The sequence below is a fragment of the Bradyrhizobium sp. PSBB068 genome, from assembly GCA_016839165.1.
Lineage (GTDB): Bacteria > Pseudomonadota > Alphaproteobacteria > Rhizobiales > Xanthobacteraceae > Bradyrhizobium.
In genome coordinates, this window is the sequence record CP069300.1 from 5,940,648 (window position 1) to 5,967,578 (window position 26,931).

27 protein-coding genes are annotated in these 26,931 nt (G+C 65.6%); 15 read left to right on the top strand and 12 right to left on the bottom strand.

Annotated elements, in window-relative coordinates; translation table 11 throughout:
* Positions 1-3: 3 nt before the first annotated feature.
* Positions 4-408, bottom strand: coding sequence for a hypothetical protein (locus tag JQ507_27665; GenBank protein ID QRI68654.1), 405 nt, complete (start codon positions 406-408; stop codon positions 4-6).
* A 75-nt stretch (positions 409-483) separates the two neighbouring features.
* On the opposite strand from JQ507_27665, the gene JQ507_27670 reads away from it, so the two are divergent.
* On the top strand, positions 484-1,104 hold the full coding sequence (locus JQ507_27670; protein ID QRI68655.1) for a TetR/AcrR family transcriptional regulator: 621 nt from the start codon (positions 484-486) through the stop codon (positions 1,102-1,104).
* 94 nt (positions 1,105-1,198) lie between these two features.
* On the opposite strand, the gene JQ507_27675 is transcribed toward JQ507_27670, so the two are convergent.
* Positions 1,199-1,600 (bottom strand): DUF1330 domain-containing protein, encoded by a 402-nt coding sequence (locus tag JQ507_27675; protein QRI68656.1) that lies wholly within the window; start codon positions 1,598-1,600, stop codon positions 1,199-1,201.
* Positions 1,601-1,747: 147 nt separating this feature from the next.
* On the opposite strand from JQ507_27675, the gene JQ507_27680 reads away from it, so the two are divergent.
* Together JQ507_27680 and JQ507_27685 are read left to right on the top strand one after the other, a co-directional pair.
* Positions 1,748-2,593, top strand: coding sequence for a metal-dependent phosphohydrolase (locus JQ507_27680; GenBank protein ID QRI68657.1), 846 nt, complete (start codon positions 1,748-1,750; stop codon positions 2,591-2,593).
* A 246-nt stretch (positions 2,594-2,839) separates the two neighbouring features.
* Complete coding sequence (locus JQ507_27685) at positions 2,840-3,781, top strand: DMT family transporter (protein QRI68658.1); 942 nt, start codon at positions 2,840-2,842, stop codon at positions 3,779-3,781.
* Positions 3,782-3,793: 12 nt separating this feature from the next.
* On the opposite strand, the gene JQ507_27690 is transcribed toward JQ507_27685, so the two are convergent.
* A complete protein-coding gene (locus tag JQ507_27690) occupies positions 3,794-4,750 on the bottom strand; it encodes a LysR family transcriptional regulator (GenBank protein ID QRI68659.1) in 957 nt (318 codons plus the stop codon).
* A 117-nt stretch (positions 4,751-4,867) separates the two neighbouring features.
* Here JQ507_27690 and JQ507_27695 point away from each other — a divergent pair, with 117 nt between their 5' ends.
* Entirely contained in the window at positions 4,868-5,251 is a 384-nt protein-coding gene (locus tag JQ507_27695; GenBank protein QRI68660.1) for a nuclear transport factor 2 family protein, read from the top strand.
* A 260-nt stretch (positions 5,252-5,511) separates the two neighbouring features.
* On the opposite strand, the gene JQ507_27700 is transcribed toward JQ507_27695, so the two are convergent.
* The gene (locus JQ507_27700; protein QRI68661.1) at positions 5,512-7,197 is read right to left on the bottom strand and encodes a cache domain-containing protein; all 1,686 of its coding nucleotides are present in this window, start codon (positions 7,195-7,197) and stop codon (positions 5,512-5,514) included.
* Between the two features lie 279 nt (positions 7,198-7,476).
* Here JQ507_27700 and JQ507_27705 point away from each other — a divergent pair, with 279 nt between their 5' ends.
* The 4 genes from JQ507_27705 (at position 7,477) to JQ507_27720 (ending at position 11,979) form a co-directional block, all read left to right on the top strand.
* Positions 7,477-8,520, top strand: a complete 1,044-nt coding sequence (locus JQ507_27705; protein QRI68662.1) for a C-terminal binding protein — start codon at positions 7,477-7,479, stop codon at positions 8,518-8,520.
* Between the two features lie 138 nt (positions 8,521-8,658).
* Positions 8,659-10,005, top strand: a complete 1,347-nt coding sequence (locus JQ507_27710; protein QRI68663.1) for an extracellular solute-binding protein — start codon at positions 8,659-8,661, stop codon at positions 10,003-10,005.
* Positions 10,006-10,136: 131 nt separating this feature from the next.
* A complete protein-coding gene (locus tag JQ507_27715) occupies positions 10,137-11,093 on the top strand; it encodes a sugar ABC transporter permease (GenBank protein QRI68664.1) in 957 nt (318 codons plus the stop codon).
* Complete coding sequence (locus JQ507_27720) at positions 11,086-11,979, top strand: carbohydrate ABC transporter permease (protein ID QRI68665.1); 894 nt, start codon at positions 11,086-11,088, stop codon at positions 11,977-11,979. Before JQ507_27715 ends, JQ507_27720 begins: the two co-directional genes overlap by 8 nt.
* 129 nt (positions 11,980-12,108) lie before the next feature.
* Here the strand turns inward: JQ507_27720 and JQ507_27725 are convergent, their stop codons facing one another.
* The 6 genes from JQ507_27725 to JQ507_27750 form a co-directional block, all read right to left on the bottom strand.
* Positions 12,109-12,930: an energy transducer TonB gene (locus tag JQ507_27725; GenBank protein ID QRI68666.1), complete on the bottom strand. Its 822-nt coding sequence runs from the start codon at positions 12,928-12,930 to the stop codon at positions 12,109-12,111.
* Positions 12,931-12,934: 4 nt separating this feature from the next.
* A complete protein-coding gene (gene exbD, locus JQ507_27730) occupies positions 12,935-13,381 on the bottom strand; it encodes a TonB system transport protein ExbD (protein QRI68667.1) in 447 nt (148 codons plus the stop codon).
* A gap of 3 nt (positions 13,382-13,384) precedes the next feature.
* A complete protein-coding gene (gene exbB, locus JQ507_27735) occupies positions 13,385-14,170 on the bottom strand; it encodes a tonB-system energizer ExbB (GenBank protein QRI68668.1) in 786 nt (261 codons plus the stop codon).
* 25 nt (positions 14,171-14,195) lie between these two features.
* Complete coding sequence (hutX, locus tag JQ507_27740; GenBank protein QRI73542.1) at positions 14,196-14,705, bottom strand: heme utilization cystosolic carrier protein HutX; 510 nt, start codon at positions 14,703-14,705, stop codon at positions 14,196-14,198.
* A gap of 11 nt (positions 14,706-14,716) precedes the next feature.
* The gene (locus JQ507_27745; GenBank protein QRI68669.1) at positions 14,717-15,049 is read right to left on the bottom strand and encodes an antibiotic biosynthesis monooxygenase; all 333 of its coding nucleotides are present in this window, start codon (positions 15,047-15,049) and stop codon (positions 14,717-14,719) included.
* Between the two features lie 131 nt (positions 15,050-15,180).
* Positions 15,181-17,529: a TonB-dependent hemoglobin/transferrin/lactoferrin family receptor gene (locus JQ507_27750; GenBank protein QRI68670.1), complete on the bottom strand. Its 2,349-nt coding sequence runs from the start codon at positions 17,527-17,529 to the stop codon at positions 15,181-15,183.
* 250 nt (positions 17,530-17,779) lie between these two features.
* Between JQ507_27750 and JQ507_27755 the strand changes: the two genes are divergently transcribed.
* From JQ507_27755 to JQ507_27780, 6 genes are all read left to right on the top strand, one after another.
* Positions 17,780-17,986, top strand: a complete 207-nt coding sequence (locus JQ507_27755; GenBank protein ID QRI73543.1) for a hemin uptake protein HemP — start codon at positions 17,780-17,782, stop codon at positions 17,984-17,986.
* Positions 17,987-17,994: 8 nt separating this feature from the next.
* Positions 17,995-18,945: a hemin ABC transporter substrate-binding protein gene (locus JQ507_27760; GenBank protein QRI68671.1), complete on the top strand. Its 951-nt coding sequence runs from the start codon at positions 17,995-17,997 to the stop codon at positions 18,943-18,945.
* The gene (locus JQ507_27765) at positions 18,942-20,042 is read left to right on the top strand and encodes an iron ABC transporter permease (protein QRI68672.1); all 1,101 of its coding nucleotides are present in this window, start codon (positions 18,942-18,944) and stop codon (positions 20,040-20,042) included. Before JQ507_27760 ends, JQ507_27765 begins: the two co-directional genes overlap by 4 nt.
* Positions 20,039-20,842 carry a heme ABC transporter ATP-binding protein gene (locus tag JQ507_27770; GenBank protein ID QRI68673.1) on the top strand — a complete coding sequence of 268 codons (804 nt, stop codon included), beginning with the start codon at positions 20,039-20,041 and terminating at the stop codon, positions 20,840-20,842. The genes JQ507_27765 and JQ507_27770 overlap by 4 nt, the downstream gene beginning before the upstream one ends.
* 108 nt (positions 20,843-20,950) lie before the next feature.
* Positions 20,951-22,303 (top strand): esterase-like activity of phytase family protein, encoded by a 1,353-nt coding sequence (locus JQ507_27775; GenBank protein ID QRI68674.1) that lies wholly within the window; start codon positions 20,951-20,953, stop codon positions 22,301-22,303.
* A gap of 284 nt (positions 22,304-22,587) precedes the next feature.
* Complete coding sequence (locus JQ507_27780) at positions 22,588-23,031, top strand: hypothetical protein (protein ID QRI68675.1); 444 nt, start codon at positions 22,588-22,590, stop codon at positions 23,029-23,031.
* A 48-nt stretch (positions 23,032-23,079) separates the two neighbouring features.
* Here the strand turns inward: JQ507_27780 and JQ507_27785 are convergent, their stop codons facing one another.
* The gene (locus JQ507_27785) at positions 23,080-24,744 is read right to left on the bottom strand and encodes a mucoidy inhibitor MuiA family protein (protein ID QRI68676.1); all 1,665 of its coding nucleotides are present in this window, start codon (positions 24,742-24,744) and stop codon (positions 23,080-23,082) included.
* A 176-nt stretch (positions 24,745-24,920) separates the two neighbouring features.
* Positions 24,921-26,354 carry an MFS transporter gene (locus JQ507_27790; GenBank protein ID QRI68677.1) on the bottom strand — a complete coding sequence of 478 codons (1,434 nt, stop codon included), beginning with the start codon at positions 26,352-26,354 and terminating at the stop codon, positions 24,921-24,923.
* A gap of 120 nt (positions 26,355-26,474) precedes the next feature.
* Here JQ507_27790 and JQ507_27795 point away from each other — a divergent pair, with 120 nt between their 5' ends.
* Positions 26,475-26,894: a MarR family transcriptional regulator gene (locus tag JQ507_27795; protein ID QRI73544.1), complete on the top strand. Its 420-nt coding sequence runs from the start codon at positions 26,475-26,477 to the stop codon at positions 26,892-26,894.
* The last annotated feature ends 37 nt before the right edge of the window (positions 26,895-26,931 follow it).

Sequence of the window (26,931 nt, forward strand, 5' to 3'; positions counted from 1 at the left end):
CCGTCATGCATAACGCGCGGCGCCCATGCAGATTGCGGTGATCGCGAGCAGCCCGGCCGCGATGCGCTGCGCGACGGCGAGCCGTGAACGTGCGGCCGACTGTTCGGCCGTGCCATTGCGCAGCTGCCTGACAGCGCCGCCGCCGACGATGATCTGCACGGCGATCGCAGCCAATGCCGCGGTCGCGCCACCCGCCAGGATCTGCTCCGACAGTGCGAACGAGCCTTCATGGACCAGGCGCCACAGCGTGGCGCCGGTCACGATCGCAACCGTCGCCGCGCCGATCTGCGGACCCAGCAGTTTCTCGCCGCCGAGACCGCCAGTGCGCGCCAAGGTAAAGCTGGAGCCGGCCCAAAACACCGATGACAGAACGTGAAGGGGCAGGGCTATGATGAGGACTGTCTGCATGACGTTGCTCCAACTGGGCATTGGAAATTAGATATACATAATGTATAGTCAATCCGACGAAACCAAGGCAAGCCGATGCCGCCGCGCAGCTATGTGAGCCCGGCGCGCAGCGCCGCCGCCGCCGAGACCCGCGAGCGCGTGATCGAGGCCGCCTCGCGTACGCTGCGCGAAGGCGAGAGCATTGCGCGGTTCTCGCTGGATACGGTGGCGAAGGTGGCCGGCGTGACGCGGCTGACGGTCTACAACCAGTTCGGCTCGCGGCGCGGGCTGCTCGAGGCCGTGTTCGACGAGATCGCGCGCCACGGCGGCCTGCATCAGCTCGCCGACGCCATGACGACGGCCGATCCGCGCGCCGGCCTCGACCGCATGGTCGAGATCTTCTGCGGCTTCTGGAGCCGCGATTCCGCGGTCGGACGGCTGCATGACGCAATGGCGACCGATCCCGAATTCGCCGAAGCCGTGCGCGAGCGCAACGAGCGCCGCCGTCGCGGTGTCACCGGATTGGTCGACCGCATCGCGGGCAAGCAAGCGTCGCCACAGGCCCGCAAGGATGCCGTCGACCTGATCTTCGCGCTGACGAGCTACCCGACCTTCGCCTCGCTGAGCGCCGCCGGGCGGTCGAGGGACGAGGTCTGCCGGGTGGTGCAGAGGGCCTGTCACGCGGCGCTTGCGCCGCTCTCCAACCCGTCATCCTGAGGCGAGCCTCGAAGGATGAATCGGCCACGGTCGGGCCGTCGACCCTTCGAGACGCGCTTCGCCCTCCTCGGGGTGACGGGAAGAGAGCAATGCCTCACCCCGCCTTGAATTTGCTGTAGGCCTCGCGCGTCGCGATGATGACGTGCGCCTCGCAGCCGTTGCGGCGGTGTGGGTCGCAGCTGGTCTCGTAGTCGGCCGATGTCATCATGTCGGTAAAGGCCGCGACGCTCGGATAATAGACCAGCGCGAGGTAATCCCAACGCTGGCCGTCCGGCTCGCCGAGCGCGACCGTCTCGGCGTTGCCGGTCCAGAGCAGCGTGCCGCCGCGCGCCTTGATCATGGGGACAGTGAGCGCGCTGTAGCGCAGATAGGCATCCCAACCCGAACCGTCGCCGTCGAGCGACCGCTGGCGAAATCGCATCAGATTGACCATCACGACCGGGGCCGTTTGATCCAGCTCGCTCAAGCCTTTGACGTTCAAGAGATCGACACCCATCCACCAGCTCCCACCCCACACCGCATTATTACGGGTCACTACGGTCCAGCCGCTTCGGTCCGGCCGCAACGATTATGTCACATCGCGGGACTACCCTGAAATGCTGGCAGGCCGTAAGCTCGCCACCCGATCTCGGAGGTCAATGCCGTGATGACCCTTCCCGAACTTGCGGCCGACGCACTCGGCAAATTCCTCGGCGAATACATGCAGCGCCGCTTCGGCTCTTCGCAGACCGAGCTCGTGGAGATGGTGCCCTCGATCGCGCGGATCGCCATCGAATGCATCGGCAACAGCGACGCGCTCTATCACAATGTCGAGCACACCATGCTGGTGACGCTCGCCGGCCACGACATCCTGCGCGGCCGCGCGCTGCACGCGCATATGAGCGCCGAGGATTATGCACATGTCATCATCGCCTGCCTGACCCATGACATCGGTTACGTGCGCGGGCTGTTCGATGCCGACGACCAGAACGGCTATCTGGTCGCGGCCGATGGCCGCAAGGTGATCCTGCCGCGCGGCTCGTCGGATGCGGCGCTGATGTCCTATCACGTCGACCGCTCCAAGATCTTCGTGATGGAGCGGCTCAAGGGCGTCGCGCTGCTCGACAAGGAGCGCATTGCGCGCGCAATCGAGGGCACCCGTTTTCCGCAGAGCACCCCGAACGGCGATGAGGACTTCGGCGACGAGGCCATCTTGCTGCGCGCCGCCGATCTGATCGGCCAGCTCGGCGATCCGCACTACATCCGCAAGGCCAACGCGCTCTACATCGAATTCGAGGAGGCCGGATTGAACCGCCAGCTCGGTTACGATTCGCCGGCCGATCTCGTCGACCTCTATCCGCGCTTCTACTGGGACAGCGTCGCGCCGCATGTGCAGAGGGCGATCCGCCACCTCAACATCACCTCAAGCGGGCGGCAATGGATCGCCAATCTCTACAGCAACGTGTTTCGCGCCGAGCGCGACATCTCGCTGTCGGGACCGCAGAAATAGGCGGGGCCTTCGAGACACGTGGAAGAGCTAGTCCCGACATCCTGAGGAGGCCGCACCGCGGCCGTCTCGAAGGGTCGACGGCCACCAGCCGGGCCGTGCATCCTTCGAGACGCGCTACGCGCTCCTCAGGATGACGGAATCCCGTTCTCGTGCTGCCGCGAGTGCTGTCGAGTTCGGCGGCGCATGGCTCCAATCCGCACTTTCGTCTTGTCGCAGCAGCGGATTCGGGCACAACTCCACCGAACAATGACCACCTTGCCCGCACCTGCCACAACCCCGCGCCGCACTCCGCTGCACTGGCTCAACAACCAGCCCTATCTGCTGCTCAGCCTGACGTCGCTGTTCTGGGCAGCCAATATCGTGCTGGCGCGGCATGTCGGCAGCCATGTGCCGCCGGTCACCCTGACCACGATCCGCTGGTTCGGCGTGTTCCTGATCCTGTTGCCGTTCGCCTGGCCGCATCTGAAGGAGGACTGGCCGAAGCTGCGCAAAGCGCTGCCGCTGATGCTGCTGTTGTCCGCGGTCGGCTTCGCGTTCAACAACGCGATCTCCTACTGGGCGATGCAATACACCGAGGCGCTGAATGCCCTGCTGATTCAGTCGGCAGGGCCCCTGTTCGTGGCGCTGTGGTCGCTGGTCCTGTTCGGCGTACGGCTGACGCCGGCGCAGCTTGCCGGCATTGCGATCTCGCTCGCCGGCGTGCTGACCATCATCCTGCGCGGCGACTTCTCGGCGCTCGCCAATATCTCCTTCAACCGCGGCGACATCATGTTCGGCGCCTCGCTGGTGTCGTTCGGCCTCTACTCGGCGCTGATCCCGCGGCGGCCCAAGATCCATCAGCTCTCGCTGATCTCGTTCACCACCTGCTGTGGTGCGCTGATGCTGCTGCCGGTGGCCGTCTGGGAATTCGCCAACGGCGTGACGCTGAAGCTCGACGTCCTGACCTTTGCCACGCTGGGCTACACGCTGATCTTCCCGTCCACGCTCGCCTATCTGTTCTTCAACCGCGGCGTCGCATTGATCGGCCCGAACCGCGCGGCGCCGTTCTTCCATCTGGTGCCGGTGTTCGGCTCGGCGATGGCGATCCTGCTGCTCGGCGAAACGCTGGCGCCGTTTCATCTGATCGGCTACGCCCTGGTGCTCGCCGGCGTCATCATCGCCTCACGGCAGGGCTCGGCGAAGCACTAGCCACAGGTATGGCTAGCTCACCTTGCGCAAGCCGGCGGATTTGCGTGGCGAACGCGGCTTTGCCGCCAGCGTGTCCGTGATGAAGTCGATGAATCGCCTTACCTTGGCCGGCACGTGGTTGCGCGAGGCGTAATAGACGTAGAGCGGAAAACGCTCGTCCGGCCAGTCCGGAAACAGCTCGATCAGCGCGCCGCTCCTCAAGTGATCGTCGATGCCGAGATCAATCACCTGCGCGATTCCGAAGCCGGCCAGGCAAGCGCCGAGCTTGGTTCCTGAATCGGTCACGGTGAGCCGCCCGTTGACCACGACCGGCACGACCTTGCCGCCGCGCCAGAACTCCCAATCGAAGGGGCGTCCGGTTGCCGCGTCGATCGCGTGGATGCACTGATGATCGCGGCTCGCGAGCTCCCGCGGATCACGCGGCCGGCCGTGTCGTTCGAGATAGATCGGCGAGGCCACGGTGAGCACGCGCGCATCGAGCACGCGGCGCGCAATCAGCGCCGACGGCGCCGGCTCGCCGAAACGCACCGCCAGGTCGAAACCGTCGCTGACCAGGTCCGCGATCCGGTCGCGGGTCTCGATCCGCAGCTCCATGCCCGGATTTTGCAGCAGGAACTCGCTCAGCTTCGGCGACAGCACCATGCGGGAGAACAGCGGATCGACATTGACCCGCAGCCTGCCGCGGACCGCATCGCGCGATTTCGAGGTCGCCGCCGCCGCCTCGCCGATCCCGGCCAGATGCGCGGCAACCCGTTCGACCAGCGCGCGTCCCTCCTCGGTGAGCTCGACGGCACGGCTCGTGCGGTGAACCAGCCGCGTGTCGAGGCGCGCCTCGAGCTTGGCGATCGCCTTGCTGACCCCGGATTGCGTCATGCCGAGCCGTTCGGCGGCGCGGCCAAAACTGCGCGCATCCGCCAGCGCCGCGAGGACCACCAGGCCGCCAACCAGCCGACCGTCAACTTCGTCCATGCCGATGCCTCTCAGTCATCCAAGAGATGACCGTCCAGTCGTAGCACTCCGCCACCATATCGGCCACTGTCGGCGCAGATGAGGTCACCGCCCCCTCATCAACTGAGGAGATTTGCAATGAGCGACATCCAGGCCATCGCATCCGCGATCGATGGATATTTCGATCTGATGTATGACGTCGACGACAGCCGTTTCCGCGACGTGTTCGCCGATGCCGCCATCGTGCACGGCATCCGGGACGGCAAGCACACGGTGCGGTCGGCGGCAGAATTCCGCGACTTCATCCGGAGCCGTCCGTCGCCGGCGTCGATGAAATCGCCGCGCGAGGAGGCCATCATCAGCATCGACCAGACCTCGCCCGATCTGGCCATCGCCAAGGTGCGCGTCAGGGCCGGCCAGACCGGCTTCATCGACCATCTGGTGTTTCATCGCATCGACGGCAGGTGGCTGATCACCACCAAGGCTTTTCACGTCGCGCAGGTGTTTCCGGAGGGCTCGTAACGCCCCCCGCAGTCAATTTCGGAATATTAGAAATATGACACTGATTTGCCCGACATGTCAAGTCGGCTGGTCGTAGGCCCGCCGTCACCCTGCCTTTGCATGGGGTTGTTTTCGATATTTTGGCAGCGCCTCCCTGATCGGCTGGTGCTGTGCGAGAGGCTGATCGCCGGCGCCGGGATCGGGAAGCAGCAGGCCGCTCCAAACACGAATGCCCGGGCAAGGCCCGGGCATCGTAACGATGTCGATTGATCGCGCCGGCCTTACGCCGCGCGCACCTTCTGCAGGAACTCGTCGACCGCGCTGCGCAGCATGCCGGACTGGGTGTCGAGTTCGCGCGCATTCGACAGCACGTCGCCCGCCGCGGTGCCGGTGGCGGCGGCCGCGGTGGTGACGCCGCCGATATGGGCGGAGATCTCGCTCGAGCCGGCCGCGACCTGCTGGATGTTGCGCGCGATCTCGCGCGTCGCATCGCCCTGCTGGTCGATCGCGGTCGAGATCGACGCCGTGATCTCGCTCATCTGCGCGATCGTCGCGGTGATGCCGCCGATCGAGGTCACCGCCTCGCCGGTGGAGGCCTGCATCGCGGCGACCTGCGCCGAGATCTCCTCGGTCGCCTTCGCGGTCTGGTTGGCCAGCGCCTTCACTTCCGAGGCGACCACCGCGAAACCACGGCCGGATTCGCCTGCGCGCGCCGCCTCGATGGTGGCGTTGAGCGCGAGCAGATTGGTCTGGGCGGCGATCGAATGGATCAGCTTGACCACCTCGCCGATCTTCTCGGCGCCGGTGGACAGCGCCTGCACGGTCGCATTGGTGCGCTCGGCATCGGCGACTGCCTGGCTTGCGACCTCGCTGGAACGCGCCACCTGGCGGGAGATTTCCGCAACCGAGCTGGAGAGCTCCTCGGCCGCCGCGGCGACGGTGCCGACATTGTTGGAGGCGCTGTCGGATGCGGCGCCGACCGTCGCCGCCCGCGCGCTGGCGTCGCTGGCGGTCGCGGTCATCGACTGCGCCGTGGTCTGCATGCCGGCGGCGGCGGAGGCCACCGTACGGACGATGCCGTTCACGCTGCGCTCGAAATCGCTCGCCAGGTTCTGCATCGTGCTGCGGCGCTCGGCCGTGGCGCGCGCCTGCGCTTCGGCTTCGGCCTGCTCGAGGCCGCGGATCCGGATCGCATTGTCCTTGAAGATCTGCACGGTCGCAGCCATCCCGCCGACCTCATCGCCGCGGCCGACACCAGGGATGTCGCCGTCGAGCTTGCCGTCGGCAATGTCGCGCATGCGGCTGCCGAGCAGATTCAGCGGACCGGAGATGCTGCGGCCGATCAGCCAGGCGACCGAACTCGAGATGACGCCGATGCCGATGATCGCGAGCCCAAGCAACCAGGCAATCGGGCGCATCTTGGCGTCGATGTCGTCGAGATAGGCGCCGGTGCCGATATACATGTCGAAGCCGGGGACCGCGACGGCGTAGCCGAGCTTGCGGATCGGGGTCTCCTGGCCGGGCTTCACATAATCATAGAACAGCAGGATATCGCCATTGGCCTTGACGCCGTTCATCAGCTCCCACGACAGCTTGCGGCCATTGGTCACGACCTCCATGCGGTTGGTTCCGACCTGCTTCGGATCGGGCGCCAGCACCGTGATGCCGTTGTAGTCGGTGCCGAACAGATAGCCGGCGCCGTTATCGTAGGTCATCGCGTTGCCGTGCTTGCCCAGCTCTGCGATTGCCGCTTCCTTGGTCATCTTTCCGGCGTCGACTTCCTTCTTCAGGCCTGCCGCCATGTTCTTCGCCATCTCGACGATGGCCTTGGCCTGGTCGATGCGAGCATTTGTCATCTCACGCTGCATCAAGTGTCCGGCGAGAATGCCGGCCGTGCACAGACCAAGGAGGGTCACCCCCACCAGAATGCCGAGCTTGGGGGTGATCTTCAGATTTGACAGCTTCACGGGGATCTCCAGGAGAGGCGGGGAACGCGACGCGATTGGCGGATTGATTCCGCTCACCGTAATGTGAGACCCTTTACCTGATGGTTACGCTGGTTCCCCGTAGTAGCCCGGAGAATCGGGCGGCGGACCAACCGGCAATTGTGGAGAGGACCACCCCGCTCGCGTACAAGTAGGCGAAAGCGGCGAAGCGAGCAGCGCTCGGAGAAGCAAGAAGACCAAGAAGCGAACCCAGCAAGAAGCAACAATCAAGAACAGAAGACCTCACATCGGGAGCAGACAATGTCGAAATTCAGGGTGGTGACGCCGAAGGGCGCAAGCTTCACGGTCGCCGGCGGCGGCTATGATTATGAGCGCGAGGCGCTCGATCCGATCGGCGCCGAGATCGTCGAGGCGCCGGCCAACGAGGCCGAGTTCATCGCCGCGGCAAAGACCGCGGATGCGATCTATGCCAAGGGCATGCCGATCACCAAAGCGGTGATCGACGCGCTCGAGAACTGCAAGGTGATCACGCTCGGCAGCGTCGGCGTCGATTCCGTCGACGTCAAGGCCGCGACCGCGCGCGGCATCCCGGTCACCAACATCCCCGACACCTTCATCGAGGAGGTCGCCGACCACGCCATGATGCTGCTGCTCGCAGGCTTCCGCCGCCTGATCGAGCAGGACAAGATGGTCCGCAGCGGCCGCTGGGCCGAGGGCCGCCCGGCGCTCTTGAAGATTCCGCGGCTGATGGGCCAGACCCTCGGCTTCATCTCGTTCGGCCGCGTCGCCCGCGCGGTGGCCAAGCGCGCGGCGCCGTTCGGTCTCAGGATGATGGCTTATGATCCGTTCATCCAGGAAACGCTGATGTACGACCACGGCGTGATCCCCTCGACGCTGTCGGAGGTACTGTCGCAATCGGATTTCGTCTCGATGCACGCCCCGGCGCGTCCCGAAGTGCACCACATGCTGACCGAGAAGCATTTTCGCCAGATGAAAAAGTCAGCCGTCTTCATCAACACCGGCCGCGGCGCGACCGTCGACGAGGAGGCGCTGATCAAGGCGCTGCAGGAGGGCTGGATCACCCACGCCGCGCTCGATGTGCTGGAGAAGGAGCCGCCGTCGCACAACAATCCGATGCTCGGGATGGACAATGTTACCTTGACCGCCCACGTCGCCTCGGCATCGGCACGTTTTGACGAGGCGCGCAAGCGCCGGGTGGGCTACGAATTGTCACTAGTGCTGCAAGGCATGTGGCCGGTAAGCTGCGTCAACCCGTCGGTGCTGCAAAACACCGCGCTGCGCCGCTGGCAGCCCGTCAGCATGGATCGCGGTCCGAACAGTTAGGCGGAACGCGCGCTTCACGCGAAGGCTCGTCTTACGAGATCGGTCCTTCGCGCGGCGAGCGCACCGAGACGACAAGGCCCTTCGCCGGCGGCCAACGCCGGGAAGGAAGCAAAAAAACAGGCAGGGAGTGCAAACGACATGACGTACGAGGTCACGCGTCGCGACGCGCTGGCGCTGGGAGCTTCCGCGGCGGCACTGGCCATCACCGGTGCTTCGGCGCAGGACGCATCGAAGGTCCAGGCTGCGGACGTGGCGGCGCCGTCGCTGCCGATCGAGAACGGCGCGACCCTGCGCATGCTGCGGCCGGTGCGCTTCGTTCAAGCCGACGAGGACGTGTTCCGCGCCAACGCCAAGAAGTTCACCGACAAGACCGGCGTCGAGATCAAGGTCGACTTCGTCGGCTGGGAGGACATCAACCAGCAGACTGCGGTGACCTCGAACTCCGGCGCCGGTCCCGATATCATCATCGGCTTCGGCGATGCGCCGCACATCTATGTCGACAAGCTGATCGAACTGACCGACGTCGCCGATTATCTCGACAAGCGTTACGGCGGCTGGCTTGCGCTCGCAAAACGCTATGGCATGCGCTCGAAGTCGCAAAGCTGGATCGGCCTGCCGTTCGGCGCCTCGGGCGGTCCGCTGGTCTATCGCAAGTCGCTGGTCAATGCGGCCGGCTTCGACAAGGTGCCGGAAGACCACGCCGGCTACCTCGAGCTCTGCAAGAAGCTGAAGGCGGCCGGCAAGCCGGCGGGCTTCGCGCTCGGCAATGCCGTCGGCGACGGCAACGGCTTCGCCAACTGGCTGCTATGGTCGCATAATGCCGCGCTGCTGGACGAGGAAGGCAACATCATCATCAACAGCAGGGAAACGATCGCCGCGTTGAAATACCTGAAGGAACTCTATCCGACCTTCATCGCCGGCACGCCGTCCTGGAACGACGTCTCCAACAACCGCGCCTACTCGTCGCAGGAAATCGGCCTGACCGCCAACGGCGTCTCGCTGTACTTCTCGCTGAAGAACGATCCCGCCACCAAGGCAGTGGCCGACGACACCGAGCATCAGTTTCTGCCCAAGGGGCTGGCATCGACCTCGCCGATGTCGGGCCTGACCCTGAATGCGATGGTGTTCAAGCACAGTCCGTATCCCAATGCGGCAAAGGCGCTCCTGCAGTTCATGCTGGAGAAGGAGCAGTACGAGCCCTGGCTCAATGCCAACTCCGGCTACTGGTCGCAGCCGCTCGCCGCCTACGCCAATGCCGCGGTGTGGTCGAGCGACCCCAAGGTCGCGATCTTCAAGGACACCATGAGGAGCCCCTATTACAACGGCTACAAGGGACCGATCTCGACCGCGACTGGCGCGGTCAACGCCGACTACGTGCTGGTGCAGATGTGCGCCTCCGTTGCGACCGATGCGGCAAAGCCGGAGGCCGCCGCCGCGGAGGCCGAGCAGCGCGCCAAGCGGTACTTCCGGCGGCAGGGCCGGTAGCGGCGGCCATTGAACTGCGAAACTCAATCAACCGTCATTGCGAGCGAAGCGAAGTAATCCATCGCGCCACCAGGGAGAAATGGATTGCGCCGTCGCTTCGCTCTTCGCAATGACGACAAGACGAGCATTCAATGTCCGTAACCACCTTCCCTTCACGCGGCGCGGCACTTCGCCAGCCCGGCTGGCTCGCGCGCCTGTTCGACTACAAGCCGTTCCTGATCGTGATGTGCCTGGCGCCCGCGATCGGCCTGCTGCTGGTGTTCCTCACCTATCCGCTCGGCCTAGGCATCTGGCTCGCCTTCACCGACACCACGATCGGCCAGCGCGGCATCTATGTCGGGCTCGAGAACTTCCAGTATCTGCTCAAGGATCCCCTGTGGTGGAACGCGGTGTTCTACTCGGTCTTCTACACCGCGGTCGCAACCTTCGGAAAGTTCGCGCTCGGCTTCTGGCTGGCGCTCCTGCTCAACAACCATTTCCCGTTCAAGAGCCTGATCCGCGCCATCGTGCTGCTGCCGTGGATCGTGCCGACGGTGCTGTCCGCGCTGGCGTTCTGGTGGATCTACGATCCGCAGTTCTCGATCATCTCCTATCTGCTGGTCGACGTGCTGCACCTGCGCGACAGCAATGTCGACTTCCTCGGGTCGCCCTGGCCAGCGCGGTTCTCGCTGATCGCGGCCAATATCTGGCGCGGTATCCCGTTCGTCGCGATCTCGCTGCTGGCCGGGCTGCAGACCATCTCGCCCTCGCTCTATGAGGCGGCGATGCTCGACGGCGCCACCTCCTGGCAGCGCTTCCGCTACATCACTTTCCCGATGATGATGCCGATCCTGGCGATCGTGATGACATTCTCGATCATCTTCACCTTCACCGACTTCCAGCTGGTCTACGCCATCACCCGCGGCGGCCCGGTCAACTCGACCCATCTGCTCGCGACACTGGCGTTCCAGCGCGGCATCGCCGGCGGCGAGCTCGGCGAGGGCGCCGCGATCGCGGTCTCGATGATCCCGTTCCTGGTGTTCGCGACGTTGTTCAGCTACTTCGGCCTCGCCCGCCGCAAATGGCAGCAGGGAGAAGCCAATGACTGACGTTGCGGCCCAATCCAACGTCGCCAGCGCCACCCCCGACACGATGGCGTGGGATAGCCGCGCCCGGCGCGTGGTGATGATCTATCTGCCGCTCGCCTGCTTCATCCTGATCCTGCTGTTCCCGTTCTACTGGATGGCGGTCACGTCGTTCAAGCCGAACGCGGAGCTCTTGAACCACAAGGCGCACAATCCGTTCTGGATCACCTCGCCGACGCTCGCGCATGTCAAGCACCTCTTGTTCGACACCTCGTATCCACGCTGGCTGAAGACCACCATGCTGGTCGCGATCGGCTCGACCTTCCTGTCGCTGTTCGCCTCGACGCTCGCCGCCTACGCGATCGAGCGGCTGCGCTTCCGCGGCAGTCCTTATGTCGGGCTCGGCATCTACCTCGCCTATCTGGTGCCGCCGTCGATCCTGTTCATTCCGCTCGCCACCGTGATCGTGCAGTTCGGCCTGTTCGATTCGCCGCTGGCGCTGATCCTGGTCTATCCGACCTTCCTGGTGCCGTTCTGCACCTGGCTGCTGATCGGCTATTTCAAGTCGATCCCCTATGAGCTCGAGGAATGTGCGCTGGTCGACGGCGCGACGCGGCTGCAGATCCTGTGGCGGATCACCTTGCCGCTTGCGGTGCCCGGCCTGATCTCGGCCGGCATCTTCTCCTTCACGCTGTCCTGGAACGAGTTCATCTACGCGCTCGCCTTCATCCAGAGCGGCGCCAACAAGACGGTGCCGGTCGCGATCCTGACCGAGCTCGTCACCGGCGACGTCTACCAGTGGGGTGCGCTGATGGCCGGCTCCCTGCTCGGCTCGCTGCCGGTCGCGCTATTCTACTCGCTGTTCGTCGACTACTACGTGTCGTCGCTGACCGGCGCGGTGAAGGAGTAGCAGAGCTCCGGGCCGCGAGCGGTTGAAGCGAACCCAATCTATCCCCGTCATGCTGAGGTGCGAGCGGAGCGAGCCTCGAAGCATGACGGAATATAGAACCCGCTAGCCCGATTAGAATGAGCTGGGATGTTACCGCGGCACGAACGCGACCGGCACGGAAAAACCCATCGAGCCCTGCGTAATATCAGCCGGAAACGCCGGGAACGGCTGGGCCTGGCGCACCATCGCCAGCGCCCGCGCGTCGAAGGTCGGATTGCCGGAGGAGCCGCCAAGATGGCTCGACAGCACCTGCCCACCGCGGCCGAGCGTGAACACCAGGCGGACCACGCCGCGCTGGCCGTTGCCGCCGGCCGGATAGGAATGGAAGCGCAGCAGATGCGCGCGGACACGCGCGTTGTAGGCTGCGATCGCCGATGCCGCCGCCCCCGCGCTGATCGCGGACGCCGCCGGAGCCCGGCGTTCGGCGCGGCTCGGCGCACTGGTGCGCGGCGCCGGCGTCGCCTCGGACGGCTTCTTCGCATCCCGGCGCACGACCTTAGGCTTGACGGGTTCAGTCTTGTGCTCCGGAACAACCTTCGTGGGCTCGGGTTTCGGCGGCGTGACCTGCGGCTTCTGCTCCGGCGGCGCGGCGACCTCGGGCTTCTCCTGCAACGGCGTCGGCGCGAGCTCCTCGTGCACGGCCTGCGCGGCGGCCGGCTCGGGCGGCGCGGCATCGGCCTCCTGCATCGCCGGACCCGGCGGCAGTTCGGTCTCTGAAATCTCCGGCGCTGAGGTGATCGGCGTCAGGTCGACCAGCACCGCCGGCACCGCGACACCCGGCGGCGGCAACGAGACCCAGCTCATGCCGAGCCCGATCATCGCAGCGTGCGCTGCCAGGATCGCGGCCGCCGACAGACCCCAGCGTCTCAGACAGATGTCACCGCCGGAATCATGCAGCGCATAGGCGTTCATCGAACTAGCTTCGTCCGTCGAGGCCGACCAGCGCGACCTTGAGGTAACCGGCATTGCGCAGCAGGTTCATCACCTCCATCAGGTCGCCGTAACTGACCGCCTTGTCGGCACGCAGGAAGATGCGTTCGTCCTTCTTGCCTTGCGTGGCGCCGTCGAGAGCCGACGTCAGCGTATCGCGCGCGATCACCTCCTCGCCGACCGCGACCGACAGATCCGGCTTCACCGTGACGAACACCGGTCTGTCCGGCCGCGGCTGCGGCTCGGCTGTCGAGGCCGGCAGATCGACGCCGAGATCGACGGTGGCGAGCGGCGCCGCCACCATGAAGATGATCAGCAGCACCAGCATCACGTCGATGAACGGCGTGACATTGATCTCATGCGCCTCGACAAGGTCGTCGTCACCGCGACGCCGGCCACCGAACGCACCGCCAGTGCCAAGCTTGACGCCCATCGCTCACTCCGCGGCGCGCGCCAGCCGGAACAGGCTGCGGTCGCCCTCGCGGCTCACCAGCAGCATCACCATGACGGAGGCGTCGCCGAGCAGCGCGCGGTAGCCCGCGATCGAACGGGTCAAGTGATTGTAGATCACGACCGCCGGGATCGCGGCGACGAGCCCGAGCGCGGTTGCGAGCAGCGCCTCGGCGATTCCAGGCGCAACAACCGCGAGATTGGTGGTGTGGGCCTCGGAAATGCCGATGAAGGCGTTCATGATGCCCCACACCGTGCCGAACAGGCCGACGAACGGCGCGGTGGCGCCGATGGTTGCGAGCACGCCGGTGCCGCGCGCGATCTGCCGCGACATCGCCGCTTCGACCCGCTCGAGCCGCAGCGCGATGCGTTCCTTGAAGCCGTCGTCGAACATGCCGCGGGAGAGCGTGGCCTCACGCGACGCCGACTGGATGATTTGCGCCACCGCATCGTTGCCGTCGCGGCTCGCCTGCTCGACCTCGGCGAGCTGGGTGTCGCGCTCGAGCTGGCCGATCCGCTGCCGGGCCAGCACGGTCTTGCGGCGGATCTCGACGGTCTTGGCGAGCCAGATCGTCCAGGTCGCCAGCGAGGCGAAGGCGAGCCCGATCATCACGGCCTTCACGACGATGTCGGCGCTCTCGAACATGCCCCAGGGCGAGAGGTTGCGCGGTAGCAGCGCGGCGTCGGATGCAGCAAGTGCGACGTCCGGCGGCATGCCGAGCGCGGCACACGCCGTTATGCAGATGCTTCGCACAAGCCAGCGCTGCGACATGGTCGCCTCCCGTCCCCGTTTTGCATCAGCCCGCCTGCGGCGCGAGACGGTCCGCCAGTGCGTGGAAACGCGCCAGCTGATCGCCGCGCAGCGCGCGCGCCTCGTCGCGGCCGACGAACACCTTGAACATGATGCCGCCGTCGCGGTTGATGAAAGCGATGAAGGCCGACACCTTGCCCATGAACGGGCGCTCGACGAACGCGATCGCCGCGCAGCGCTCATGCCTGAGATGGCCATGCAGCCCCTTCGGCTGCATCAGGTTGAAATAGCCGCGGCCGACCTCGCCTTTCGGAATGGCGCCGGTGAACTCGAAGATCGCGTCGTCGGTATGCACGATCAGCGTCACCTCGCCCCACTCCGCGATGTCCTGCATCGCGCCGGCGAATTCGCCGGCGCCGATCCGCACCATGCCCGCGGGCAGCGCCTCGAGCACCGCGCGCGGCGTCACCTTGCGCTCGCGCGCGACATCCTCGATGACAGCGCCGGGATTGTCGGCCATGTAGGCCTTCAACCCGGCAAGCTCCGCGTCCTGCACGGCTGCCTCCGTCACGCCGGGCTCTTCGCGCGTTCGGTGATCAGCACCTCAAAGCCCTCGAATTTGGGATGGCCGAGATAGAGGCTGCCGCCGGTCTCGTTGCCGGCGCGGGAATGGGCGCGGCGGAACGCATCCGACTTGGTCCAATCCTCGAACGCCGCCTTGCTTGCCCATACGGTGTGGGTCGCATAGAGCGTGTGGTCCTCGGCTTCGGGACCCTTCACCAGATGAAACTCGATGAAGCCCGGCAGATCGCCGAGATAGGACTCGCGCGTCTTCCAGACCGTCTCGAACGCCTGCTCCTTGCCCTTGATCACCTGAAACCGGTTCATTGCGATGAACATGAAAGCCTTCTCCTGCTTGTCGGCGGACTGATCCTGCCGGTTGATCTCGTTGATATCATGAATGCGCCAAAGCCGCGCTGGGGGCACCAGCGCGGCCGGAGCAACCTGGATGGAATGACCGGCTCGTCGCGTTACGCTCCACCAAGGTGAATCTTGAGCCCGGCCTTGTAGACGGTGCCCGGACCGGGGCTCGAGAACAGCACGTCGTTCTGCGTCGTGCCGTCGGTCGAGGAGCCCGGGATCGCGTAGGGCCGGTAGTACTGGTTCAAGAGGTTGTCGACCGACGCCGTGAAGGTGATGTCCTTGGTGGCGTTCCAGGTCAGGTAGAGATTGACCAACTCGTAACCGGTCGAGGGCAGATAGCCCGCCGGCAGATCGTTGTTGGCGCCGAAAGAGGACCATTGCGCGGCAATGATCAGCGAGCGGTCGAGCAGACGGACGCCGCCCGTCGTCGTCACCTTGCGCGGCGTGATGGTCGCGAGCCCGACATTGGTCGCCGTGTTGCGGCCGCGCATCAGATGGCCGGCGACGCCCACGAACCAGTCACCCGCGTCATACATCGTCTCGAGCTCGAAGCCTTCGATGCGGGCGTGGGCGATGTTCTGATACTGATAGAACTGGCTGAAGCGACCAAACGGCGTCGTGGTCGGCCTCGACGCGACGAGGTCGATATAGCCGTCGACGTCGTTGTGGAACACATTGATCTTGCCGCGGAACGAGTCGTTCGCGGTGAAGATGCCGTCATACTTGAGGTTGATGCCGGCTTCCTTGTTCTTGCCGACCTCGGGCCGCAGCGCCGCGTTCGGCAGGAAGCAGAACAGGCCGCTGGTGCCGTCGGGGCAGTTGAACAGCGCCGGTCCGCCGCCGGTGGCATGACCGCCCGAGATCAGCGTCTCCGTGATCGACGGCGCGCGATAGCCTTCGGCGTAGCTCACATAGGGCGTGAAGCCGGTTACCGGCGTGACGCCGAGCGTGATCTTCGGCGACAGCCGGTCGCCGCTGGTCGTCGTGTTGAGCGAGTTGAGTTCGTAACGATCGTAGCGAACGGCGCTGACCAGCTCGAGCCAGGTCGAATAATTCTGTTTTAGCTGCACGAAGCCGCCGGACACCGTCCGTTGGCCGCCCGGCGTCGTGATATTGGAATTGCCGCGGGAATCGAAAGTCTCGACATCATCGCGGAAGGCGTCGAAACCGTAGGTCACGGCGTTGCGCCAGTCGCCGAAATTGAAGCGCGTGGTGTTGTTGACGTCGAGGCCGACGGTGTCGAGCGAGTAGCCGCGCTTGTCGCCGACGCAGCCGGAGATGTTGTTGCCGGGATTGGCGAGCGCGCAGACGCCGCCACCCGTGGTGATGCGGTTGTTGTAGGTCTTGACCTGATCGTTGTCGGTGCGGTTGCCATAGACCGAGATATTCCAGTCGAACAGCATGTCGTCGGGCTTGGAGTATTTCCAGCTCAGCGTGCCCGTGTAGTTCCTGGCATCGGAGGCGTAGACCGAGGAGCCCGCGATCGCCGCCAGCGGCGCCGCCGTCGTGGTCGGGCCGCGGTTCGGCTGCCCGATATTGTACTGGTAGTCCTGGAAGATGCCGCCGATCTTGAACTCGTGGCCTTCGGCCGGGCGGATCGTCACCTTCATCAGTCCGGCCGCGATGTCGTTGCCGGTGTTGCCGATCTCGGTGCCGGCGCCGTCCTTGTAATTGCTCTGGGTGCGATAGACCGCGCCGCCGAACACGTCGACATTCGGGTCGGCGCGAACGCCGCCGAACACCGAACCCATGCCACGGTCCTTGTTGGAGCCATAAGAGCCCGACATGTCGACGCCCCAGCGCTCGCCGGGACGCAGCACGTCGTCGATGTCCTTGCTGCGGAACGAGACCACGCCGCCGATCGCGCCGGAGCCGTAGATGTTCGCGGTCGGGCCGCGCACCACGTCGACGCCGCCGATCAGTTCCGGATCGAGGAAGAACGAGCCGTTGGCATTGTGGCCCGTACGTTGATAGTTCTGCCGCGCGCCGTCGACGACGACCGCGACGCGGCCGAAATCCTGCAGGCCACGGACATTGACGACGGTCGCCGGATCGTCGCCGCGCTCCTGGAACGAGACTCCGGGCACGTTGTAGAAGATATCGGACAGCCGGTTGGGCTGCAGGCCCTGAACTTTCTCCAGGGTGACCGAGCTGACCGGCGCCAGCGCATCGATCGCGCGCTCCTCGGTCTTGGATGCCACGGCGGTGATGGTGTCGAGCGATTGCACCGGCACCGCGCCGATCTGCGCGCGCGCATTCGCCACAGGCTGCGCCGCCGCTTGCTGCTCGGCCGCAGGCTTCGGCTTGCGTTTGGCCTGCTTCGGCCGCTCAGTCGCGGGACGCGCCGCCGAAGCGTCAGACGTTTGCGCCAAACCGCTCTGCGGCAATGCCGCCGCAAATGAAAACACCGACGCACCCAATATCAAGGCGCGCGAAACCCCAGCCCCGTCAGCCATTCCAGCCCCAGCCTGATCATCGTATTTCTGGATTGGCTGGCGTGCGCTCCGGAGAGCGGCTTGCTGGCTACGTTGCAACGCAAGCCACCCGCCTGCATCGCGTGATGATTGGTTACGGGCCGGCAACAAAACGGTCAAGAATGCGGCGCCGCTGTTTATATCGATTGTAAAGTGCGGCCGTTGGAATGCGCCTTCGCCCCCTTGTACAAGCAGACACCATTTGAAGATTTCGAAGGCGCAGCACCACGAGATGTCGGCAACTTCCGGAGACAACATCGGCGCGGCCGAAAAGCAGGCCGAACCCGCGTCCGACGCCGCGAAAACACTCGTGATGCGCGGAAATCGCCTCGACAGCCGCGACCTGTTCTCGACCGAACGCGAGATCATCATCGTGCATGGCGAAGAGCATTACCGCTTGCGGCTGACCTCGCAGAACAAGCTGATCCTGACGAAATGATGCCCCCGATGACAATTTGCCGCACGCTCGCTTTGCTCGCGCTCTCCTGTCTGCTGCAGATCGGCACGGCGACCGCCGAGGGCATCACCGTGCATGACGCACGCGACCGCGACGTCGTGATCGACGATCCCTCGCGGATCGTCTCGATCGGCGGCGCGATCACCGAGATCCTCTATGCGCTCGGCTTCGAGGATCGCATCGCCGGCGTCGATGCCACCAGCCTCTATCCACCGGCAGCGCTGCGCGAAAAGCCCGATGTCGGCTATATGCGCCAGCTGTCGCCCGAGGGCGTGCTCGGCCTGCATCCGTCGCTGGTGCTCGCGGTGCAGGGCTCCGGGCCGAAGGAAACCATGGACGTGCTGGAGGCGGCGAAGGTGCCGCTGGTGCTGGTGCCGGAAACCTTCTCGGAGGCCGGGCTGGTCGAGAAGATCAGGCTGGTCGGTCACGCCATGGGCGCTGAACCACGTGCTGCCTGCCTGGCCACCGCAGTCGAAAACGATCTCGCGCAACTGCGCACGCTGCGCGCCAAGGTGACGAAGCCGGTGCGCGTGATGTTCGTGATGTCGATGTTGAACGGCCGGGCGCTGGCCGCGGGCCGCAAGACCGCCGCCGACGAGATCATCCAGCTCGCCGGGGGCGTCAACGCGATCGACGGCTACGATGGCTACAAGCCCGTCAATGACGAGGCGATCGTGGCGGCGAAGCCGGATGTTGTGTTGTCGATCGATCGCGGCAAGGATTCGCTGACTTCGGAGGCGGTGTTCGCGCATCCGGCCTTCGCGCTGACACCGGTCGCCGCCAACAAGGCCTTCATCTCGATGGAAGGACTCTATCTCCTCGGTTTCGGACCGCGCACCGCGACTGCAGCCCGCGATCTCTCGGTCAAGCTCTACCCGGCGCTGGCGCCGGAGGCCGGCAACTTCAAGCCGGCGGCGCTGACCGCGAACTGCCGGCAATGAGCGTGCTGGCCGGGCGCGGCGCGCGGGCGAAACAACGCCGCACCGGTATGTCGCCGCGGCCTGCGGCGACACTCACTTTGCTCTGCCTGCTTGCAGTGCTCACAGGGACCGCGCTGGCCGCCCTGACGGTCGGGGCTGCCGGCATTCCGATGGCACGGCTTCCGGCCGCGCTCGGGCTATGGGCGGACGGCACGGCCAACCCGCTGCTCGCGCGCGACCAGCTTGTGGTGTGGTCGATCCGGATCCCGCGCATCGCGGCAGCCGCGATGGTCGGCGGGCTCCTTGCCGTATCAGGCACGATCATGCAGGGCCTGTTCCGCAACCCCCTCGCCGACCCCGCGCTGGTCGGCGTCTCCTCCGGCGGTGCGTTTGCAGCCGCGGCCGCGATCGTGTTCACCGACAGCCAGCTCGGCGAGAGCCTGCGCTTCCTGCAGCACCAGCTGTTGCCGATCGCGGCCTTTGCCGGCTCGCTGCTCACGACCATCGTGCTCTATGCCATCGCCAGCCGCGGCGGCCGCACGTCGATTGCGATCTTCCTGCTCGCCGGGCTCGCGATTGCCGCGATCGCCAATGCCGGCATCGGGCTTCTGGTGTTCGTCGCCGACGACCGCCAGCTTCGCGATATCACTTTCTGGCTGCTGGGTTCGCTCAGCGGCGCGACCTGGAGCAAGCTCACGACGCTGGCGCCAGTGCTGGGCGTTGCGCTGATCGCCTGCCTCTCGATCGCGCGCGGGCTCGACGTGCTGGTGCTCGGCGAGGCCGAGGCATTCCACAGCGGCGTCGACGTCGAACGGCTGAAGCGGATCTCGATCGTGCTGGTGTCGGCGATGACCGGCGTCGCGGTCTCGGTCTGCGGCGTGGTCGGCTTCGTCGGCATCGTCGTGCCGCATCTCTTGCGGCTGGTGATCGGCCCCTCGCATCGCCTGCTGCTGCCGGCGTCGGCGCTGCTCGGCGCCATCCTGCTGGTCGGCGCCGACACGGTGGCACGCACCATCGTGGCGCCGGCGGAAATGCCGATCGGCATCCTGACCGCGGCGATCGGCGCGCCCTTCTTCCTCGCCATGCTGCTGCGCCAGCGCGGGCTGGTGTCGCTATGACGGCGCTGCTCGAGGCCCAGTCAGTGTCCATGACCGTCGGCGGTACGACCCTGGTCGACGCGATATCGCTCCGGATCGGCGCCGGCGAGATGGTGGCGATCGTCGGCCCCAACGGCGCCGGCAAGTCGACCCTGTTGCGGATGCTGTCGGGCGATCTAAAGCCATCCCGCGGGACGACCAGGCTCAAAGAGCGCGACCTGCACGGCTACGGTCCGCGCGAGCTGGCGCAGCACCGCGCGATGCTGTCGCAGCACGTCAACGTCACCTTCCCGTTCACGGTCGAGGAAATCGTCAGCATGGGCGCCGGCGAGAGCCCGCGCACGGCGGCGCGTGGCCTGGTCAGGGCGGCGCTGGACGAGGTCGGGCTGGCGCATTTCCGTTCCAGGCAATTGCCGACGCTGTCCGGGGGCGAGCAGCAGCGTGCGCATTTCGCCCGCGTGCTGGTCCAACTCGCCTGCGGCGAGGCGCTGCATGGGCCGGGGCTGTTGCTGCTCGACGAACCGACATCGAGCCTCGATCTGCGGCATCAGATCGACCTGGTCGAGACCGCGCGGCGGCGCGCCGCGCGCGGCACCGCCGTGATCGCGATCCTGCACGACCTCAACCTTGCGATGCGGTTCGCCGACCGTATCCTGCTGCTGCATCGCGGGCGGCTTGCCGTCGACGGCGACCGCGCCGCCGCCATGCGGACCGACACGCTCCGGCAGATCTTCGAAATCGACGCCGCGATCGACCACACCGCAAGCGGCGTGCCGTTCCTGCTGCCGCAAACCATGCGGCCGGCGAGCAAGGCGACGTAAGGCCGCAAGGCTTATCCCGTCGCAACATCGGCGATTCACAAAACTGTCAGCGGGCTGTAACAGGCGCCCCGGAGAACACCGCATCGTTTGTCCTTTGGGAGATCAACCATGCGCCTGTCACTGCTCTGTTCCGTCGCCTCGATCCTGCTCGCCGCACCGGCGTTCGCGCAGGGCGAAGGCGAATTCCCGGCGACGCTGGCGGGTCACGCCGTGATGCCGGCCGAGAGCTTCATCGACGCCCCCGCCGATGCGCCGGCCGATCTGAAGACCTCGGGCAAATACACCACCGGCAAGCGCGTCGACGCCATCGGCACTGTGATGGGCAAGTCCTACGAGCGGCCGACCGGCGTGTCGCTGCCGTTCAAGGGCCAGCCGCTGCAGGGCCATTCCGGCATCAAGGCAATGCCCGACGGCACGTTCTGGGTGATCACCGACAACGGCATGGGCTCGCGCTACAACTCGGCGGACTCGATGCTGTATCTGAACCGCTACAAGATGGACTGGGCCGGCGGCAAGATCGAGCGGCAGGAGACCGTGTTCCTGCACGATCCCGACAAGAAGGTGCCGTTCCGCATCGTGCATGAGGACACTGCCAAGCGTTATCTCACCGGCGCCGACTTCGACACCGAGGGCTTCCAGATCATCAACGACACGTTCTGGATCGGCGACGAGTTCGGGCCCTACATCCTCAAGGCCGACAAGACCGGCAAGATCCTCGCCGTGTTCGAGACCGTCGCCGACGGCAAGCCGGTGCGCTCGCCGGATCACTGGGCGGTGCAGTCGCCCGGCGCGCCCGGCGCCACCTACACCAACGTCAATCTGCGCCGCTCCAAGGGTTTTGAGGGCTTTGCCTCTTCCAAGGACGGCAAGTTCCTGTACGGCCTGCTCGAAGGACCGCTGTGGGATGCCGACAAGAAGGATTGGGAGAAGGTCGACGGCAAGGAAGCCTCGCGCATCCTCGAATTCGACGTCGCGGCGGAGAAGTTCACCGGGCGCTACTGGCAATATGTGTTCGAGCAGAACGGCAATGCGATCGGCGACTTCAACATGATCGACCCGACCCAGGGCCTCGTGATCGAGCGCGACAATGGCGAAGGCACCGCCGACAAGGCCTGCCCGCAAGGCCAGCGCGGCGAGAACTGCTTCCCCGATCTCGCCAGGTTCAAGCGCGTCTACAAGATCGAGCTGTCGGATGCCAATATCGGCAAGCCGGTGCGCAAGGTCGCCTATATCGACCTGATGAAGATCCGCGATCCGAACAAGAAGGCCCGCAAGCCGCTCAACGACGGCGTCTACACTTTCCCGTTCTTCACCATCGAGAACGTCGATCGGGTCGACGACACCCACATCATCGTCGGCAACGACAACAACCTGCCGTTCTCCTCGAGCCGCGATCCGAACAAGGCCGATGACGACGAGTTCGTGCTGCTCGAGGTCGGCGACTTCCTGAAGGCGAAGTGAGGCGGTCACACTCGCCGCATACACGCCTGTCGTCGCCCGGCTCGCCCGGGCGACCCAGTATTCCAGAGGCGTTCGAGTTCAACTGATAGGCCGCGGCGTACTGGATGCCCCGCTCAAGGCGGGGCATGACAGTGCGTATGCGAAGGCTGGTCCGGTCCTCCTGCGCCGGTGGCCGCGCGAGCCGTCAGACCAAACCAATCCGAAGGTTGTCTCACAATTGCACTTCTAGCAACGCGCTAGATGATGATAGCCTTCGCCGATACTGAATCGCTGCGGGGCAAATCATGGGCGAAAAATCCATTTTGACGTACATTGAGGCGCTGATCGCCGCGGGCTTCATTGCATACCTGGCCTGGGACCAAAGCTGGGGCCTGCCCCCGCCATGCGTCGCCTTGATGCTCGGCGTGATCGTTTACCTTGCCTATTTGTGCCTGATGCGATGGTTGGTGCGGCTTCATCAGAACACCTATCAGGTCGTGGCCACGATGCTGGCCCTTGCTTGGGCCGTACTGGCCTATTTCGCAACGGGGGCGCTGCAAGCGGGATTCGCCAACCAGATACCCGCCTCGCTGCTGATGTATCTGTGGCCGTGGATCGCGGCGATCGTAGCTTTCCTCGCAGCACTCGCCAGCAAGGTGCGCTTCATGGACGATGTTCGCGCACATGCCCTCGACCGTCGCGCGCGCTGGAACGATCAGCAATGGCTCGAGGAGAGCGCCGGCTTCTAACCGGCGCTCTCGCACGCATCGGCGGCAATCAGCGGCGGCCGACGCAGGTCAGCCCGCCGGCACCATCACGACGCCCTTGTCCTTCGGCCAGCGCATCCGCCAGGCGAAATTGATGTCTTTGATCTCGCCGGGCTTGGCCTCGAACGCCCATTCCAGCACGCCGCGCCTGTCGCGCAGATTGGTGGTGGTCGCAGGCGTCGAGGAGGGCAGCATCTCGACCACGATGTCGTCGTTCTCGCTGACCGGGAGCTGATCCTGGATCGCGACCTTGATCGGGAAGTCGTGGCCGTTGCGCACCGTGGTCTTGAACGCACGCTCGTCGGTCTTCGACGTGGTCACGATCAGGCCGGCCGAGCCTTCGTTGCGCTTCACCACCGTGCGCTCGATCTTGACCTTGTCGTCGGCGCCGAAGCCGAGCCGCACGGTCTCGTCCTTGGCGGCCGTCACCATCCGGCTGCGGCCGACGAAGATGCCGTCGCGGTAGATCGAGACCTGCCCCGGCAGCAGAGGCGCGTCGTCGGCCTGCACGAAGCTCGCTTCCAGGAACGCGGTCGGATCGAGCACGGGGACGGCGCGGACCGCGAGATCGGGGGTGATCGTCGCCGTCGCGATGCGCAGGCTCTTGGCGCCTTCATTGGCTGAAACGCTGACGCGGCCGGGGATCTTGAAGGAGGCCTGGAAGGCGCCGATTTCCGCCGTCGCCTCTTGTTCCCCAAAGGTCGACCCGCCATTGAAGCGGAATTGCTGGACCATATCGGCCTGCGGCGCAGGCGCCACGGCCTCACGCGACCGTATGCTGGCCGACGGCAGCGGCCGCGGCGGCTGCGGGTATTGCACGAGCAGTGAATTGAGCTCGGGCGCGTTGCCGCCCCGCGCAACCCGCACGGTGGAGACCGCAAGCGCCACATTCGACCAGTCCTCGCCGGTCGACTGGGTGATCTCGGCGCGACGCACCAGCTCGATCGCAGGCTTGCGGTCCTTGGTGCCGGTATCGAGACGGGCGTCGTAAATCGGCATCCAGCGCGCATTCCGCACCGCATAGGTCACCCGCAGGGTAGCCTTGGTAGCAGCGGCGGAGGCAAGCTCGATCCGTACCTCGAGGTGGCTCGGCGGCTTGGCACCGCGGTCGGCTTCCAGGCGCGCCAGTTCGCGGTCGATGTCGCGCTGCTTGCGCGTGGCGTCGCGGATCGCGCTGTCGGCGGTTGCGACTTCATCCGCCACCGCAGAGAACGCCGCCCGCCATTCGCTGACCGGGCGTGCCTCGCCCTTCTCGCCGATCCCGACCGGCGCGGCCTCGGCGAAGTGCTCGGCGAATTTGCGCCGCGCCTCGGCCGAGCTGATGATCCCCTGCAAATCCTCGCGCTGATCCCTCAGCGCCTCGATCCGCTTGTCGATGTCGGGCAGGTTGACCGGCGGCACCAGGTGCGGCGGCCGCGCGTCGATGGCACCGATCGTCAGCTTGGCGCCGGCATCGCCCTCGACCCGGAGCGAGGATGGATCGAGCCCCATCGGGAAATCCTTCGCGATGAGCGTGTTGTCTCCGGCTGGCAGATCCAGCGTGATGACGCGGGTAACGCTCGCGCCATCCGGATAGACGGTGACGGCGTCGACCTGCGACGCTGTATCGAGATCGGCCGCGTGGAGCGGCCCGACAACCAGCGCGCCCGCCAGCACCAGGCTGGTGGTCACAAGACAATTCGCAGTCCTTCGCATCACATCCCTCCGGGAAAACGCCGCATCGCGTGAGATGAACGGTGCGCCAAACGCGAAGGCGCGCCGCTTCTCGTGGTGAGACGCAACAAGGAAGAGACTGGTTCGATTGAGGTTTCCGTGCGGCGCGAGCATGGCGCCGCCGCGGCTGCCAGATGGCGCGGCGATGTTTTCGGGCGCTAGTGATCCGATCTGCGCCTAATGAACAGGTAATTCGGCACGAAGCCGGCAATGGTGATCGCGATCATGATCCACCAGCCGCGCTGGAATGCCGCGATCCTGTCAGCCATCGTGGCCGGCGTAGCCAGGATCGCGACAAAGATCGCGACGCCGATCGCAAGCATAGCCTGCCGGATCATGTTGATGACGCCGGAGCCGGTCGCGAACGACGACGGCGGCAGCGAGCCGGCGCCGACGCCCATCAGGGTCGGAAAGGTCAGCCCGACGCCGACACCCGTGAGCATCATACCCGCCACAAAAGCAGGCATGTCGGGGTCTGCACCAAGCCACGTTGCCCAGATCATAAGGCCGGCCGCGAACGACATGATGCCGACCGACACGACGGCGGCCGCACCAAATCGCGCGATCAGGCGACCGGCGAACAACAGAGACGTGAACGGAACAAGCAGCGGACCCGGCGCGATCGCAAGGCCGGTCTTGAGCGCCGACCACCCCCACACGGTTTGCTCCCACAGCGCCACCGACAACAGCATCGCGCCGAATGCCGCGGAGTAAGGCGCCATGACCAGCGTCGCACCGGTGAACGGCCTGACCGTAAACAGTGCGGGATCGACGAACGGGTTCTTCGAACGGAGACAGTGCCACGCGAACGCGGCGAGCGAGAGGCCCGCGACGGCAAAGCCGAGCACGACGCCTCGCGAGCTCCATCCCCAGTCATTCGCCTTCACGATGGCGAATGTCAGCGCGCCGATGCCGGAGGTCACCAGCAGCGCCGCCCACCAGCTCGGACGCGGCACGTCGTGGCCGGGCACTTCGGGCAGTTTGAGCCAGCCGATGATCAGTGCGACGACGCCGATCGGAACATTGACGATGAAGATCCAGCGCCAGTCGAAGGTGACCAGCACGCCGCCTGCCAGCGGCCCGAGCGCGGCCGCAAGTCCGCCGATCGCGGTCCAGGTCCGCACCGCACCTGCCCGCTGGTCGGGCGGAAACGACGCCAGGAGCAGGCCGATCGAGGTCGGAGTCATCAACGCGGCACCGGCGGCCTGCGCGACGCGGGCAACGACCAGCAATTCGACGTTAAGCGCGAGCGCACAGGCCGCCGACGCCGCCGTGAACAGCGCAACGCCGAGCAGAAAGCTCAGATTGCGGCTGTGGCGCTCCGCCAGACGGCCGAAAAACACCAGGAGCGCCGCATAGACGATCGCATAGCCGTTGAGGATCCAGGACAGATCCTCGAGCGAGGCGCCGCGGAATTCCTGCGCGATGATCGGCAGCCCGACATTGACGATGAACAAATCGAGATTTGCGAGGCAGATGCCGACCGATACGATCGCGAGGACCAGACGCGGTGAGGCCGTTGCAACCCGAACCCGCGGCCGCGCGTCAGTTGCGGTAGCCGGCCCGATCGTCTCCGCCTCGATCTCCGACATCGCATCCCCCGTATAAGTGCATATGCATCTATTGCTATTAGGTGCATATGCATGTATATGTCAAGCGTATTGGAGGCGGTGATGGCGAAGATCGAAACCAGTCGGTGTAATCTCACGGCATTGCGCAAGGCGACGCGGCGGGTGTCGCAGCTTTACGATCAGATCCTTGCGACGTCAGGGCTGCGCGGCACGCAACGGGCCATTCTGGCCTATGTCAAACGCTCGGGCTCGCCGACGATGGGGGAACTCGCCGCAGCGCTGGTGCTTGATCGCACCGCGCTCAATCACAACCTCAAGCCGCTGGAGCGCGACGGCCTTTTGACCATCACCGTCGACAAGAATGACCGCCGCAGCCGGCTGGTGCGGCTGACCAAACGCGGCGAAGCGCGGCTCGATGAGTCGCGGTCCGCCTGGCTCGAGGCGCAGGAGCGCTTCGAGACGGCGTTTGGCGCCGGGCAGGCCGCAGATCTCAGGCAGACGCTCGAACTGGTCGCTGCGCTCGAATTCGGTGAGCGCGCGGCGGATCTGCCGGCGGCTTGATCGACTTCAAGTGAAAAGCGGCCCGGCGTTACCGCCG